Consider the following 15,235-nt stretch of genomic DNA (forward strand, 5'->3'; position numbering starts at 1 on the left):
CGGTGGGGCATCTCGTGCAGTCTAAACAAAGCGAGAGTTTTTGTCCGACGGGATACCGCGAGTCGCCCAGATGCCTACACTGTATTGCTTGCAATCAGTGTAGGAGTATGTCACCAATTAATATATTCACTGAGCTAACGCTGTGATATCCTGGTTATCAGCGAGTGGTTAGTACCCCCAAGTTAAAGTTATAGTGTTGAGTCTAGCTATTATTAAGTTGTGGTACGAGAGGGCATCTTTTGCCTAGCCGCCTAGCTCAGTTTTCTGTTCTGCTGGTTTTATGCATTTCGCTCCTAGTATATTGATCATATTGGTAAGCAACTTTGCAAGCCAAGAGGTTTGTTGCCTTACAAGTGGGATGCATATTAAACGTTTAAGTGCAGATATCTCAATTTTTCTGCTAAATGGCGGTTTATTGTATAATAATATATATATAGTTAAAATCGATAGGTAAATTGGATAGCCGTTGGAGAATGCAACATCACTTAACTTAATAAATAGCCAATAAAAGAAATGTATTAGATATATAGAGATAGACTAAATTAGAGAAAATATAAATCTATTCAAAATGTATTTCGAGATTGCGATCGCTATTTAAATATAAGTAAATTGTCAATTGTTCCCAGAAATTGCCTAAAATCTCTTAAAGGAGGAAGCAAGGTTGTCGAAATCGTATCGTTTAGCTATTTTGGGGGCGACTGGTGCAGTTGGCACAGAGTTGCTGGAATTATTAGAAAGCCGTAATTTTCCGATTGCTAACCTGAAGTTATTGGCATCAGAACGCAGTGTCGGGCAATCGCTGCCGTTTAAAGGGGAAAATATCCCAGTTGAGGCAGTGAGCGATCGCGCCTTTGAAAATGTCGATATAGTATTAGCTAGTGCAGGTGGTTCTACATCCAAAACTTGGGCAGCAATTGCTGTGCAAAAGGGGGCAGTGGTAATTGACAACTCCAGTGCCTTTCGGATGAACCCGGAAGTTCCCTTAATAGTACCAGAGGTCAACCCACTAGCCGCAGCTAATCACCAAGGCATTATTGCTAACCCCAACTGCACAACAATTTTAATGGCTGTGGCAGTATGGCCATTGCATAAGGTTAAACCAGTGCAACGTATTGTCGCCTCAACCTACCAATCTGCCAGTGGTGCTGGTGCTAGAGCAATGGCAGAAGTCAAAACCCAAACAAGCGCTATACTACAAGGACAGCCGCCAATTGCCGAAATATTGCCTTACCCATTGGCATTTAATTTATTCCCGCATAACTCCCCATTAAACGATTTGGGTTATTGTGAGGAAGAAATGAAAATGGTTAACGAAACCCGAAAAATATTTGGTACGCAGCAAATCAGAATCACTGCGACCTGTATACGGGTTCCCGTACTCCGCGCTCACTCAGAAGCAATTAATTTAGAATTTGAGACTCCCTTTAGTGCCAAGGAAGCCAGAGAAATTTTAAAATCCTCCCCTGGAGTGAAATTGGTCGAAGATTGGGGAACTAATCATTTTCCGATGCCAATTGAAGCAACAGGTAAAGATGAAGTTTTAGTGGGAAGAATTCGTCAGGATATTTCTCATCCTTGTGGCTTGGAATTATGGTTATGTGGCGACCAAATCCGTAAAGGTGCAGCATTGAATGCAATACAAATCGCGGAGTTATTGGTAGAGAAAAATCTACTCAAACCATTAGCTATTACTCATTAATCATTGATTAAGTGACAAATGATTAATGACACTTGAAAGTAAATTGTATATAGGTTATTACAATAGAAAACCACCAAGATAGAAAAACATGGGTAATCAGGAGTGAAAAAAGGGTGGGAGATTTTGGCAATGTCTTAACCGCGATGATTACGCCGTTTAAAGCAGATGGTAGTGTCAACTATGATGTAGCGGCAGAACTGGCGGTGCATTTAGCTAACAACGGTACAGATACATTGGTGATGTGCGGTACAACAGGAGAATCCCCGACCCTAAGTTGGGATGAAGAATACCAGTTGTTTGTCGAAGTATTACAATGCGTGGCAGGAAAAGCCAAGGTAATCGCAGGTTGTGGATCAAATTCTACCAAAGAAGCGATCGCTGCCACCCAAAAAGCGTCTAAGATAGGAGTACATGGTTGCTTACAAGTTGTTCCTTATTACAACAAACCGCCACAAGCGGGATTGGAAGCGCACTTTAAGGCGATAGCACAAGCCTGTCCCGACCTACCGTTGTTGTTATACAATGTCCCCGGTCGTACCGGACAAAACCTTCAGCCAGAAACGGTTGCCCGATTAGCTGAGGTTAGCAATATTATCGGGATCAAAGAATCTACTGGTAGTATAGATCAGGCAAGCGAAATTCGTCGCTTGACACCAAAAGAATTCCACATCTATTCTGGTGATGATTACATGACTTTGCCCTTGTTAGCGATCGGGGCAAAGGGTGTGGTAAGTGTGGCTTCTCATCTGGTAGGAAACCAACTACAGCAGATGATCCAAGCTTTTCGTGCGGGGAAAATTGAGGTAGCCAGCGAGATTCATCTCCAACTCTTCCCGTTGTTTAAAGCTCTATTTCTCACTTCAAATCCGATTCCAGTGAAAAAAGCACTGAAACTTCAAGGTTGGGAGGTTGGTTCAACTCGTCTGCCGCTATGTGAAGCTGACTTAGAAGTAAGTCAAAAGTTAGAAGCGGTTCTGAAAGAACTTAGTTTAATCTAGCCACCAAATAGTTAAGCGTTGGCTATCTGCTCATTGCCAAAGATACATATAAACAATGATCATAATTGTTCATAAGTTGCAATTTAAAAAACCTGTGCTAGGACTGATAGATATACTATGAATCCTTGAGTGTACAGTTGATTTTATTGAATAAAAAATTGAAGATATCAATTAAAACTTGATTGCTTTGGGACTGACTTAAGAGACAGATGATGTTGTCTTAAAATACAAGTTCATTAACTATCAATTCAATTAACCACAAGTAACGATCTAAGGATAAAATGGCTAAAAACGAAGCTAACAATTCCGCCTTGAAAATTATTCCTTTGGGCGGTTTGCATGAAATTGGCAAAAATACCTGTCTTTTTGAGTATGACGATGAAATTATCCTGTTAGATGCAGGATTGGCTTTTCCCACAGAGGCGATGCATGGAGTAAATATTGTTCTGCCAGATACCACCTATCTGCGGGAAAATCGTCACAAAATTAAAGGGATGATCGTAACTCATGGTCATGAAGACCATATTGGCGGGATTGCTTTTCATCTCAAGCAATTTGATATCCCCGTGATTTATGGGCCAAGACTAGCAATGGCCATGCTAGAGGGGAAACTGGAAGAAGCCGGAGTGCGCGATCGCACCCAAATCAGAACTGTTCTCCCCCGTGATGTGGTGCGGATTGGCAAAAACTTTTTAGTGGAATATATCCGTAATACCCACTCCATCGCTGATAGTTTCACTGTTGCGATTCAGACTCCCCTTGGTGTAGTCATTCACACAGGTGATTTTAAAATTGACCACACCCCAGTGGATGGGGAAAAGTTTGACTTGCAACGTCTAGCAGAACATGGTGAAAAAGGCGTTCTTTGCTTACTGAGTGATTCCACTAACGCTGAAATACCAGGATTTACACCTTCGGAACGTTCAGTTTATCCGAATCTGGAGAGAGTATTTAGTCAAGCCACTGGGCGATTATTTGTCACTACCTTTGCTTCTAGTGTGCATCGCATCAACATGATTTTGGATATCGCCAAGAAGCAAAACCGTGTAGTAACGGTTGTGGGGCGTTCCATGCTGAACTTGATTGCTCATGCCCGCAATTTAGGTTACATCAAGTGTGAAGATAATCTGCTGCAACCATTGCACGCAGTCCGCAATCTCCCTGATGATAAAGTTTTAATTTTAACTACAGGTTCTCAGGGTGAATTGATGGCAGCAATGACCCGGATTGCCAACAAAGAACATCCTCACATTAAAATCCGCCAAGGAGATACGGTAGTATTCTCTGCTAACCCAATTCCTGGAAATACGATCGCTGTAGTCAACACCATCGATAAATTGATGATTCAGGGGGCGAAAGTGGTCTATGGTCGGGATAAAGGGATTCACGTCTCCGGCCACGGCTGTCAGGAAGAACAAAAACTGATGATAGCCTTAACTCGACCCAAGTTCTTTGTGCCATTTCACGGCGAACATCGAATGCTGGTGAAGCACGCAGAAACGGCTCAGAGTATGGGCATTCCCGCAGAAAACATAATCATTATTCAGAATGGTGATGTTGTCGAACTGACTGAAGATTCCATTCGCGTCGCTGGTAAAGTGCCATGTGGTATCGAACTGGTGGATACTACTAGTTCAGGTATGGTAAGTTCCAAAGTATTGCAAGAACGCCAACGCATGGCTTCAGAAGGCATTATCACGATCGCAGCTGCCATTGATTGGAATGGTAAACTGTTGGCAAAACCAGAAATTCACCTACGCGGTGTAGTTACAAGTGTAGAGCGATCGCTGTTGCAAACCTGGGTAAAACAACGGATTGAAGAAATCCTCACAGTGCGCTGGTCAGAATTTGCTGTTGGGCAAGGTGAAGCCGCAGATATAGACTGGGGTGGATTGCAAGGTACTTTAGAACGAGAATTGCAACGTTCCATCCGTCGGGAATTGCAATGTCAGCCATCTGTGACTTTGTTGATGCAAATTCCTGATGAGCCACCTGTAAAAGTTGCCGATGGCAGAAGACGCCGCACTCGCACTGCTGCTCAGGTAGCATCGTAGGGTAAAATCACAATTTAACGCAGAGGCGCAAAGACGCAGAGTTTTTCTCAAAGTCTTTGCGCTTTGGTGTGAGATAGAGTCTTTGATCATGGGTATAGAACTTGTCTATAGTTCTTGGAGGCGATCGCTATGACTAAAACACCAATAAAAATTAACACTCTGGAAGAGTATGTAAATTTTGATGATGGCACCGACAAGCGCTATGAAAGTGAGGATGAGGTGCTGGTAGAAATGCCTCCTGGTACTGGCAAACATGAGGCGATTATCACTTTACTGTTAGTTCGCTTTTTTTAGAAATTCAAAAAATGGGATTGCCTTTACAACCGCGCCCTAAGGGTACAGAGGTGCTGACCAATAAACAACTTAGAAGACGTGTGTATTGCCACTGCAACGTTTTGCCCTCATCCCCTAACCCCTTCTCCCAAGTTGGGATTCGGGGAACTAGAGAATTTGCTCCCCTCTCCCAATTTTGGGAGAGGGGCTGTTCTTGTGAGGGTGAAACCTCGAAAGCATGCCTTGCCTAACTTCTAGGTTAAGTTGACACCAATGGGACAGGATGCCCACCCCACAAGATGGATAATTTATTTTTATTTATTTCTTGGAAGTCCCTAATGAACAGGACGCTCTGACATAGGGAAACGGGAATACGCAGAGGAAAGACGTCTACTAGAATATAACTGATATTTATACTTAGCAAAAATACTTCCAGGAAGACCTTGTATTAAGGTTTGTAAATGATACACTAAAACCTATCGAATGACAGATGTCTTTACTAAAATTTAAAGTAGGTGAAGTTATGAACAAGATCGTAATATTACGCTACCGATCCCCAAAAAATTGCGATTAACTTGACGTAGTAATAAATTAAGTTCTGACTTAAGTGGCTATTCAGGTATATATTATATCGCAGTCAGAACGCGATTCTTCCGGTAAAGGTCGTCGCCACGTTGTATATATTCATCAAAAAGCTGAATAGCCTCAATTACACAGAGGATTAACCATGAAAGTATTCAACAGCACCACAAAAAAGATTTTTCTGACCAGCTGGGTCTCAATTAATCAAGCAGAGACTAGTAGCCAGAAAGCAAGCCAGCTACACCCTTCTGTTTCCAAGTTTTACTGGGATATTCTCCAACCGCTACGGCATCGGGTAGATAAGATTCAAGTCCGCGATCGCCAACTAGCTCACCGCTTGTGCAAACTGATTCCATCTCAGTGTCCCTTTGAGCGAGATGTGAAATTATTCGGGAAAACCCTCTTTCACATTCCGCCGATGTGCAAGCTCAACCCCTTATATGAAGAAGTGGTTGGTTTACGTTTCCGAGCCATGTGCTATCTAGCCGAGGATTGTGGCGAAGATGTGTCCCAGTACTGCTAATACAGGCTGCTGAGGGAAAAGTTAGGAATGAGAAGTGATTAATGAGGAATTAAAAATAAAACTCATAATTTATCATTCATAATTCATAATTCATAACTCCAAACTATTTTTTTTGCCATTTTTGGATGGCATCCTGAGCATCTTCGTAAGCCCCTGTCTCCTCTGGCACTAAAGCAGCGGTCGCAATTGCGGCATTACGTTCTCCTTCGGCGGCGCGACGCTTGGCCAAATCTAAAATTTTCTCACTCCAGTTATTGATCGATTTTTGGGCAGTATCGAAACCTGGTTGACTTGCTGGTACTTTCTTGGCAACTTCGATCGCCCGATTGTAGGTAGATGCCTGTCCAGACTTAATCAAGGCATTAGCTGCATCTAAAAGAGTTTTGTTACTTACATACTGCTTGCCCTCTAACCGCCACAGGTTAATTGCTGCTTGTGCTTTGGCATAGGAGTCTTCATCTTTGGTAATTAACCGTGCGGCAGCAATAGCGCTAGCATACTGTCTTTGTTTAGCACGACCTTCTGCTAAATCTAAAATCATCCGGCTCCAAATCTTAATATTTTCCTGGGCTTGTTCGTACAGTGGTTCACCGGGTTTAATTTTCCGGGCTGTAGCGATCGCCAAGCTCAAATCGTTAGCCTGAGTTTGTCTGAGCGACATTTTCGCCAAATCTAATACTGCTTGATTCCGGTTTTTTGACTCGGAACTAGAGACTATTTGGGCGCTAGATTGATTGTTGAGTTTAACTGGTGGAGTGCGTAGGCGTAGCCCGTCGTGGACATCGCTTGCTAAATTCTGGATCACCTGGCGATCGCTCGCAGTAGCATTGGGTGATGTGTTTGATATTTGCTTAATTCTAAAAGTTTCTTGATTACGCAGAAAAACTACGGCCATTAAACCTGTTACCAGCAAGCTGCCTCCGCCCCATAAGATAAACTGTTTCCAAAAAGGGATGCTTGGCTGATTTGATGGCAATCGAGAGACGTACCCTTGGGAGGAATTGGGGATAAATCTTCCCCTCGGATTCACTCCTAAAGAAGTTTCCGGCATTGGCTGGGAAACTAAACCGTTAGCCGACTCCTGGACTTTTTCACCCTTAGACTTCTCGACTTTGTAAGCCTTTACCTGTTGGGAAGAGTTCACAGTCGCTTCTCCCCATCTGCCTCGATCTGCTGAAGTTCGAGGGTAATCGTCGAGGGGAGGAGCTGCAAGGGCAACAGCAAAAGATTCTTCCGGATAAATCACCGATTCCTCCTCAAAGTCGCTTTCCATTGCCAATTTCGGCAAGATTACTTGCTGCCTTGATGGGATAATAGTGGCAGGGTTCTGGACAGGATTCCAATGATGTTGACATAATTTTGGCATGAGCAGGCTTAGGTAGCTTTCTAAATCTGCCAAGTTGCTGCCATTGCCAGAATGCAAAGCTTCTAACAAAGCTGCTGTAAAGAATCCGTGACCTAATTCGCTACTTTCGTGGGAAAATTGCTCTGGTTGGCAAGAAAGAATTGTTGCCAGTTGCAGTTCTTGGGCTAGTTCTATTGTTTCTTCGCCAACGGGAGCATCCGCTTGGGTGCCAAAAGCGCGGTTAATATCGAGTAGTAGCAATACATTTAGATCAGCAAGTTGCAGACTTTGCATTAGCGATCGCAATTCTATGCCAGTCTCTTGGACGAGCTCGGGGTTGCCTTCTGCTGGCATGAAGTAATCTTTGCCCTTGTAGTTGACCCCATAACCGCTAAAGAATAACCACAGATAGTCGTTCGGTTGCCAACTTGTGGCTGCCAAATCCTCAAGCAGCAGCAAAATATTCTCTTTAGTCGGATAGGTGGATCGATCCCCAATCGGCGGCGAAGTATCTGTCATTAACAGACAGTGCTTGGGGAGAAAACCTGCATCTGTTGCCAAAAATTCCTCTAGTGCCTCAGCATCTGCTTGGGCACAACTTAAAGGTTGAAATAACTGATATTGATTGATGCCAATCGCGATCGCCCAGTAATTTGCCATCCCGCTCTTTGTCAGTTATTGTTTGCTGGTCTTAAAATTGCGGTTGGCTTTGCTAAAAAAACAAAGCTAACCTATGTCTTGTAATCTAGGTGATTCTGATCGAATCTTCAGTTAGAATGTAGTTTTTATTACGTTATCTTTTCGGAAAATACTTTCACTTAATTTCAATAAGAGATCATCACTAAGGAGATAGAAGGTCATGAGCAAGATTTCTGCTCACCTACCATCATCGATCACTCCCTTTTCAGTTATTAGCCAAATTGCCAGAAGAATCCGGATAGTTCCTTTAGTAGTTTTGCTCATAGCTACCGTTCCGGCGTGGTTTTTGACGGAGGGGATCGCACCTCAGGTTGTGCGAGCTTACACCGCTAGAGTTGATCTAGCTATTGACAGCCTGCCAGATGAAAACTATGAAACCATTCTCACCAGAGCAGAAGCAGCCGCAAGAGCAGCTGCTCAACGCAGTTTCGACCAAGATATCTTGGTTACAGATGTTTCAATAATCGTGTCCGTACAAAATTATGGATCGATCGCACCAGTTCTGACATTACAAGTCAGTCGTCCCCAATGGCGATCGCGCCCTGATGCTCAAAATTGGGCGACTTACTTCAAAACTGCGCGATCGCTACTTTTCTTTGAAAAAGAGCTGACATCTAATCCAGTTCCAGCAGCTAGCAGTCTGTCAACCCCAAAATAGCGGGTTTAAGATTGAGCGACACAGAGAGAAGTGCAAGCAGCGATGTCCCCACTTCAGTATCAACCGCTCAATTCAACTTACTTATTCCTGACTTAACTGTTGTCCTTAGCGTCAGTGGATGGCCTAGAATAAGAAGGTTGTGAAGAATCGCGATCTGCTGACATGGCTGTTCCTAAGAAGAAAACTTCAAAATCAAAACGAGATAAACGTCGAGCTACCTGGAGGCATAAAGCTGTTGTCGAAGCTCAGAAAGCTCTCTCTTTGGGCAAGTCGATTTTGACTGGACGTTCTACATTTGTCTACCCAATTGCTGAAGAAGAGGAAGAAGAATCATAATTTACCAGTCAGGAAAAGTATGAACAGCACCGATAGATTTGATTGGCAATAAATAACCAATCAAACTTCTTAGCACTGGATAAACGCTTTTTCTGAGCTTTCCTGATTGCATTATGAATCATAGATACTCTACACAAGCTGATTAGATCGAGAAAAATTGGTAGTGAGTAATTGGGAATATCCATTACCCATTACCTATGATTCATCAGTAATGAGCAAGTAACTTGAGAAAGAGTATTTGCAAAAAAGCTTGTAAATATCATGAGAAAACTTATTTTTCTGCAACTATGCTAGGAAAATTTTTTCAGCAAGCAGGGAAAGAAGAGGGCGAACGCTCCCTCATGGGCAACATTTAGCTAAAGGTTTCCCCGTATTAAGTTACGGTGCAACTCCCGAAGTTAGCACTGAGGAATGGGAGTTTGGGGTTTGGCAAAACCTGCTACCTTTAGTTGGTCAGACTTTATGGCGTTGCCTCAACACGAATTCACAGCAGACTTCCACTGTGTAACGCGCTGGTCTAAACTGGATGTGATTGTAATCAAGAATGGTGCGAAGTTTATTGGTTGTGAACTATCCGATGATTTCTGCTTTTGACTTCGCCTGGATTCAGAGTGTGCGAAAGCAGAACGATGAACTGTATTTACAAGTTATCGATCCCCACTTTACCTTAGTATTTCCGGTTTTCAATTTTTCAGAAGCACCATTCATTAACCATGTGCGGCAGGTAACGCAACAAATCCAAGCTTTTGACTTTGTTATTCGGTGTGCGGTCTTGAGCAATGATGTTTTCAGCCAGTATAGGCACGTATTCCTAGTGCCTGACGAAGGTTATAGCAACATCGTTAAGCTGCACGATCGCTTATATACAGGAGTGCTAACTGAAGAGTTACGTCAAGATATCCCATTCATTCCCCACATTGGAATTGCTAACTCTCGTAATCCCCAAGAGTGTAAGCGTGTAGTTGACGAGCTAAATGCACAGTCGTTTGAGATCGTCGGCAGAGTGGAGAAGCTTGATGTGATTTGGTACGAAAATAATAAAGTTGGTACGATTGAAAAGATTACGTTGGTTTAGAGTGATAAATAGCGATCGCATCTGGGTGCAGACCATTTTAATTCACATTAGGCGTGAATTATAAACGCTACGCAAATTTAGCTGACTGCCACCTTGGCTTGCTGTTTCCACACCGCATCTGCATACAATAATGTGTCGAAGTCTGCCGAAATGTTGCGTCACATTGTCGCCTAGAGAAGTGCGGGCTACGCCTACGCCTTTAAAGAAAAACTTTTTAGTTTGCTGAAAATCCGAAACGGTTTTATCTCCTGCTTAAGAACACGCTCACCATCAGCAGATTCTTGTGGTGGGAATTCCCAAATATCACGTATCTCATGTTCTTCGTGATCTGTTAATTGGAGATGATGTGGTAATTGAGACTGTTGCCCAAATAACCAAGGTACTCCATTTAATAATTCTCTTTCTATTCCATGAAACATATTTTTACCCTTATTAAAAATAAGGTGATTTTGACATTTAGCTTTTTACTTCTTGCTGCAATTATCGTAAATAAAAGGGTTTAAGATCCCTACGTCTACACGTAGCGCCAGTTTCAGTCCTTCCCTACGGGACGCTACAGCTTGCTTCCACGAAGTGGTACGACAGGCTCAGGAACCATCGGGGTTTAAATCCCCTGAAGTTGCCACAAACTCCTCCACCCCCGCAAGGCACTTCTCTTCTCTGCCAGAGGCTACGCGAACGTCTGAAAATGTCTTTAATTACGAATTACGAACTTGTACTGAGCGCAGCCTAAGAAGAGAAGTATTACGAATTACGAATTATTTAATGGCATTTGGCGATATCTTCGTTAAAACTGCTGTCCCAAAGTTGTTTCACATCAACTTTTGTGGGAATTACACCTGCTTGAAAAAAGGTATCAGCAACTTTTTGCTGAGAAGCAATAGCTGCATCAGAAACAGGAAGTAATTCTTGACGACGCTGTTGTTGTCCTTGCTTGGCATCCTGATAAACGATGCGTTCATCAACATCAATGGTAGTTGCATAATTCTTCGACCATTGCTTGAGATTAGATTCCCGCCAAGTTTGGGATTTCTGCAAACGACAGAGAAAATCAGCGATCGCTACTTTCTTTTGGGGATCGGCGATCGCATTGGGTGAAGCAATAATCACGAAGTTACCACTCAAAATATCTTTTGCAGATTCCAGCACCCGCGCCCCTTCTTTTTTGGCTTGGGGGATGGAATAACCGTAGGTAGCCCAAGCATCAAGCTGTCCTTTACGAAAAGCCGAAAGCCCATCGGGTATCGATAAAGGAATTGCATTGATATCCTTCATCGTTAGCCCGACTTTCTCCAACATTTTAATTAGGAAGTAGTGGGCAGTTGTAGCTTTAACGTAACCCACTTTCTTACCTTTAAGGTCAGCGATCGTTTTGGCAGTCGAGTCCTTGGGTACGAGTACAACTTGACCAACTGTGGGCCCTTTGAGAGTGGCAATAATTTTTACAGATGCTTTCGATTCAATCGCAAAAATCGGCGGAATTTCACTAGCAGATCCCAAGTCAATCGCACCAGCATTGATTGACTGTACCATCAAATTACCCCCACTAAACTCAGTAAATTGAGTTTGATAAGGGAAATGATCTAGCCCAGCTAACTTTAAATTTAAGTCCCAGCCACCTTTAGATTTAGCAACATACAATTGAGTTGTATTCGACACTGCGATTTGGGATGGACTAGGATTAGCAGCGATCGTTGCCGGACTGGTAGACTTAACCTCTGAGCAAGCTGTTGTTGCTACTAACAAGCAACCCAGAGAGAAGAAAAAATTCTGCCGCAAATTGATAGACACGTTATTTTTGGGTATAAAAAGACAATGAAGAAAAATAACCACCAACTACTCTAGTAAGTCTGGTTCTTCGCCCACAATTCGGTCGTAGAGTGGCTGAAAGCTAAACCAACCGCCGGAATGAGTTCCTACTTGGTTATGAGTAAAAGTTGCTGTTTCGTGGTCAATGGGAAGTGGTTTGCCAGCTGCTTCTGCAAGCAGTTGGGCTTGAGCCGATCACTCAAAATAAATGTACCAAAAAGCAGCTTCGTCTACTCTCTGCCCCACCGTCAAAAAGCCATGATTCCGCAGGATGACAGCTTTTTTGTCTCCCAAAGGTTCAGCAATTCTTTTACCCTCTGAAGTATCTAAAACTACTCCTCTATAGTCATCAAATAGAGCGTGGTCTTGATAGAAAGCACAAGCATCTTGAGTTAGGGGATCAAGCAGGCGACCAAGGCTTGACCAAGATTTACCATGCAGAGAATGAGCATGAACATCTGCAACTATATCAGGAGGAATCTGAGTTAGCTGTGGCATTGATAGCTGTTTGTTGACTGCAACCAGAAGCTATCAAACCAAGAAAAGATGCTGCGATCGCAATGTTCTTACTGTCAGAACATTTTTGTTTATATTGAAAGCGGTGTTCTTTTAAATAATTCACCACAATTGAATCCTTGATATCAATTTTTAGGAGTTTAAGCAGCTATATCTATGATGATAACGATTATAATACACTAAATCGATTGATTTTACGTAGTATTTAGAAAGAAGATACCACCTTTTGATAGGCTGTTCAAATCTAATCAATATTTCTTTATCTTTGACTATCAGAATTTAGTGCAGGTATTTCTATGTGAGTTTTCCATTAATGTGTGCAGGTTTGCTGCCATCGTCATAAACTACTTCGATTACATAGCAACCAGTTTTAGGAACTATGCGAACTTCAACCAGTGACTCAAACTTTAGTCCTGGTTTGATAGGTAATTCAATCGGTGATTTTGATCGTACGATAACGCCACTATTAAAGGCTTTTGAACCAATAGCTTGAGTGTTGAACTTAATCAAATTACGCCCCGAAGTATCTATATACCCTGGCATTTTCGGCTTGCCTGTGAACTTGGAAGAATCAAGTTTCCACGCCGCTAACGCCTTAAAATATGACTGCCAAGAGTCACTAATTTGTTTTAAAACAAATTAGTGACTTTCGCGGGAAGCTCTTTGTAATGGATATCTGAGTTAAACATTTTATCCATAGCAGCTTGAGTCAACACGCCATAACCATAAATAAAGCTCTGGCGATTACTGTATTGAGCGCTGTTAAAAAGTCAGGGATCTGAACAAAATTAGAAGAATCCTCGTTGCGGCAATGGTGTACCGTTGATCTCGTAGTCGCCGATCGCACGAGCCTTAAAATGATTTGGGTTGTGTGAGGATAAGGTACGGGCGTTGCGCCAATGACGATCAAAGTTGGAGCTTTTCTTTGTTGTAGAAGCCCCACCCACTTCAAACAGCAAGGTAGCTGAACGTAGTGCTAGGTCATCGACAATCAATTTAGCTTTGGCTGCACTCAGAGAAGTTGCCAGTGCCGCAGCCGTTTCTGCCTCTTCACCCTCAGCTTGGGCAGCAGGGAGGCGATCGAGACCATCAGCTGCCGCCAAGACGATCGCTTCGGCTGCAAAGGCATTGGCGGCAATCTGCCCGACAGTCTGCTGCAAGATTGGATCTTCTGAGGCTTGCTCGGATACAGCATGGTAGAAAGTCCGGGGTCTGTTACGGATGAGGGCTGTAGCATCACGCAGAACGCTGCGAATAATACCGGCGTTGATGGCAGTCAGGAATAATTGTGGGACGATGTTGTAGGGCAGGTCGTCTTTGTCTGTATCTGTCTCAAAAATTACTTCTTCAGCCTCTACACGGACATTACTGAAGGTAGTCGTTCCCGTACCTGTGAGTCTTTGTCCGAAGCCGTCCCAGTCGTCCACCAGTTCAAGACCCTCGCGGTTAGTAGGAATGAGTATAAATGCTGTAGAGCCATCTGGTGCTAACACACGCACAAAAATCAAGTCTGCGTAAAGGCTGCCAGTGCTGTAATATTTCGTTCCATTCAGACGATAGCCGTCGCCATCAGGTATTAATTTTGTATTCACGACTTGGCGACCACCTGATCGTTTGGCTTCTAGTTCGGTCGAAGCGAGTCCAATAATCGCGCCATCGACGACTGCCTTGAGCCAGCGACGATTCCTTTGAGTGCGCTCAGAACGCAAAATTCGCTCTGTTACAGAGAAATGATTCCGTATAATGTGAGCGACATTTGGATCAGCATCCCCCAGCCGAATCACGACCTCGAATAGTTCGCGTGCAGTGCTACCACCACCACCTTCGGCAACGGGAACTCGCAATGCACCTAATCTGGAACGCCGGATCAATTCAACCACATTATAAGGAAGGATGCGATCGCGATCGCGGTCACTTGCTCCCAGAGCAATGAAATCAAACAGAGTTTGCAACTCCGGCGAGTTAGCTGTGACAGGAGCCGAGAATTGGATTGTCCTATCTACAAATTTCTCTGGACTCTTAATCATGGTTTTTGTCTCCAAATTTCCTAATTTCGGGGAAAATCTATGTTAGCGAGTAGTAGGGTGATCTCTGTCGAGAAGTAGCTAGCTTTTACTTTAGGATGCTGCACTTCACGGTAAGACAACCTTGGCATGACAAAGTTGACGAATACTTGCAGTCCTGAAGCGATTATTTCTGGTAACACATTTAACCGATCGAGCTTTAAAAATATCAGAGCTACTGAGCCTGACTACTAAAACAAACTACTAAAAGTCAATCAATTTATCGTAGATTTATCAAATTTTTCATCAGTTGTCAATATTCTTGCTTAGACAGTTGTTAAAAAACTAGTACAGCACGGCGGAAATAAACCAACCATTATTGTGAGAAACTAAGAAAGTAGAGTCAAAGCAGTTTCGGCTGAAAACAAGGGAACCTAGCATAGCGCGATTAGCTCTAAAAGTATTAAATTTGAACGAGAGTGATGCCTGCGGCGGGCTACGCCTACGCTCGTTTTCCAGAAAACCCAGCCTTATTCAAGGGGAAACTCCTGTTTTTGTGGGATAGCCATAACCAGTAAACCAAAAAGTTTTCCCAAAAGCTCTAACCACGATGGATGTGGCAGATATCACCAACAAATGAGTACAGAGAAGTAAGTATTATGCAA

At 43.1% G+C, this 15,235-nt stretch carries 14 protein-coding genes and 2 pseudogenes; 9 read left to right on the forward strand and 7 right to left on the reverse strand.

Annotated features, from left to right (window positions below):
* The first annotated feature begins 661 nt into the window (after window positions 1-661).
* The 5 genes from ACYTXL_RS05090 to ACYTXL_RS05110 all read left to right on the forward strand — a co-directional run bounded on the left by ACYTXL_RS05090 (window position 662) and on the right by ACYTXL_RS05110 (window position 6,129).
* Window positions 662-1,699, forward strand: coding sequence for an aspartate-semialdehyde dehydrogenase (locus ACYTXL_RS05090; RefSeq protein WP_461923752.1), 1,038 nt, complete (start codon window positions 662-664; stop codon window positions 1,697-1,699).
* Window positions 1,700-1,812: 113 nt separating this feature from the next.
* Window positions 1,813-2,697 (forward strand): 4-hydroxy-tetrahydrodipicolinate synthase, encoded by an 885-nt coding sequence (gene dapA, locus ACYTXL_RS05095; protein ID WP_461923753.1) that lies wholly within the window; start codon window positions 1,813-1,815, stop codon window positions 2,695-2,697.
* Window positions 2,698-2,978: 281 nt separating this feature from the next.
* A complete protein-coding gene (locus tag ACYTXL_RS05100; protein WP_461923754.1) occupies window positions 2,979-4,751 on the forward strand; it encodes a ribonuclease J in 1,773 nt (590 codons plus the stop codon).
* 129 nt (window positions 4,752-4,880) lie between these two features.
* Window positions 4,881-5,045 carry a hypothetical protein gene (locus ACYTXL_RS05105; RefSeq protein WP_461923755.1) on the forward strand — a complete coding sequence of 55 codons (165 nt, stop codon included), beginning with the start codon at window positions 4,881-4,883 and terminating at the stop codon, window positions 5,043-5,045.
* 706 nt (window positions 5,046-5,751) lie between these two features.
* On the forward strand, window positions 5,752-6,129 hold the full coding sequence (locus ACYTXL_RS05110; RefSeq protein WP_461923756.1) for a Mo-dependent nitrogenase C-terminal domain-containing protein: 378 nt from the start codon (window positions 5,752-5,754) through the stop codon (window positions 6,127-6,129).
* Window positions 6,130-6,232: 103 nt separating this feature from the next.
* Here ACYTXL_RS05110 and ACYTXL_RS05115 read toward each other — a convergent pair whose 3' ends face one another.
* Window positions 6,233-8,134: a caspase family protein gene (locus tag ACYTXL_RS05115; RefSeq protein WP_461923757.1), complete on the reverse strand. Its 1,902-nt coding sequence runs from the start codon at window positions 8,132-8,134 to the stop codon at window positions 6,233-6,235.
* Between the two features lie 199 nt (window positions 8,135-8,333).
* Between ACYTXL_RS05115 and ACYTXL_RS05120 the strand changes: the two genes are divergently transcribed.
* The 4 genes and pseudogenes from ACYTXL_RS05120 (at window position 8,334) to ACYTXL_RS05135 (ending at window position 10,242) form a co-directional block, all read left to right on the forward strand.
* Window positions 8,334-8,831, forward strand: coding sequence for a hypothetical protein (locus ACYTXL_RS05120; protein WP_461923758.1), 498 nt, complete (start codon window positions 8,334-8,336; stop codon window positions 8,829-8,831).
* Window positions 8,832-8,993: 162 nt separating this feature from the next.
* On the forward strand, window positions 8,994-9,167 hold the full coding sequence (gene rpmF / locus ACYTXL_RS05125) for a 50S ribosomal protein L32 (protein ID WP_229547104.1): 174 nt from the start codon (window positions 8,994-8,996) through the stop codon (window positions 9,165-9,167).
* Window positions 9,168-9,454: 287 nt separating this feature from the next.
* A pseudogene (locus tag ACYTXL_RS05130) lies at window positions 9,455-9,746 on the forward strand (molybdopterin-dependent oxidoreductase); the annotation flags it as partial.
* A gap of 1 nt (window position 9,747) precedes the next feature.
* A complete protein-coding gene (locus tag ACYTXL_RS05135) occupies window positions 9,748-10,242 on the forward strand; it encodes a 2'-5' RNA ligase family protein (protein ID WP_461923764.1) in 495 nt (164 codons plus the stop codon).
* Window positions 10,243-10,433: 191 nt separating this feature from the next.
* Here the strand turns inward: ACYTXL_RS05135 and ACYTXL_RS05140 are convergent, their stop codons facing one another.
* The 6 genes and pseudogenes from ACYTXL_RS05140 to ACYTXL_RS05165 all read right to left on the reverse strand — a co-directional run bounded on the left by ACYTXL_RS05140 (window position 10,434) and on the right by ACYTXL_RS05165 (window position 14,594).
* On the reverse strand, window positions 10,434-10,661 hold the full coding sequence (locus tag ACYTXL_RS05140; protein ID WP_461923759.1) for a hypothetical protein: 228 nt from the start codon (window positions 10,659-10,661) through the stop codon (window positions 10,434-10,436).
* Between the two features lie 343 nt (window positions 10,662-11,004).
* Window positions 11,005-12,033, reverse strand: a complete 1,029-nt coding sequence (locus ACYTXL_RS05145) for an ABC transporter substrate-binding protein (protein ID WP_461923760.1) — start codon at window positions 12,031-12,033, stop codon at window positions 11,005-11,007.
* Window positions 12,034-12,078: 45 nt separating this feature from the next.
* A pseudogene (locus tag ACYTXL_RS05150) lies at window positions 12,079-12,525 on the reverse strand (class II aldolase/adducin family protein); the annotation flags it as partial.
* Window positions 12,521-12,676 carry a hypothetical protein gene (locus ACYTXL_RS05155; RefSeq protein WP_461923761.1) on the reverse strand — a complete coding sequence of 52 codons (156 nt, stop codon included), beginning with the start codon at window positions 12,674-12,676 and terminating at the stop codon, window positions 12,521-12,523. The gene ACYTXL_RS05155 and the pseudogene ACYTXL_RS05150, both read right to left, overlap by 5 nt.
* A 185-nt stretch (window positions 12,677-12,861) precedes the next feature.
* On the reverse strand, window positions 12,862-13,110 hold the full coding sequence (locus ACYTXL_RS05160) for a hypothetical protein (protein WP_461923762.1): 249 nt from the start codon (window positions 13,108-13,110) through the stop codon (window positions 12,862-12,864).
* A 245-nt stretch (window positions 13,111-13,355) separates the two neighbouring features.
* On the reverse strand, window positions 13,356-14,594 hold the full coding sequence (locus ACYTXL_RS05165; protein WP_461923763.1) for an acyl-CoA dehydrogenase family protein: 1,239 nt from the start codon (window positions 14,592-14,594) through the stop codon (window positions 13,356-13,358).
* Window positions 14,595-15,235 lie beyond the last annotated feature (641 nt).

This window comes from Nostoc sp. (genome assembly GCF_054880495.1).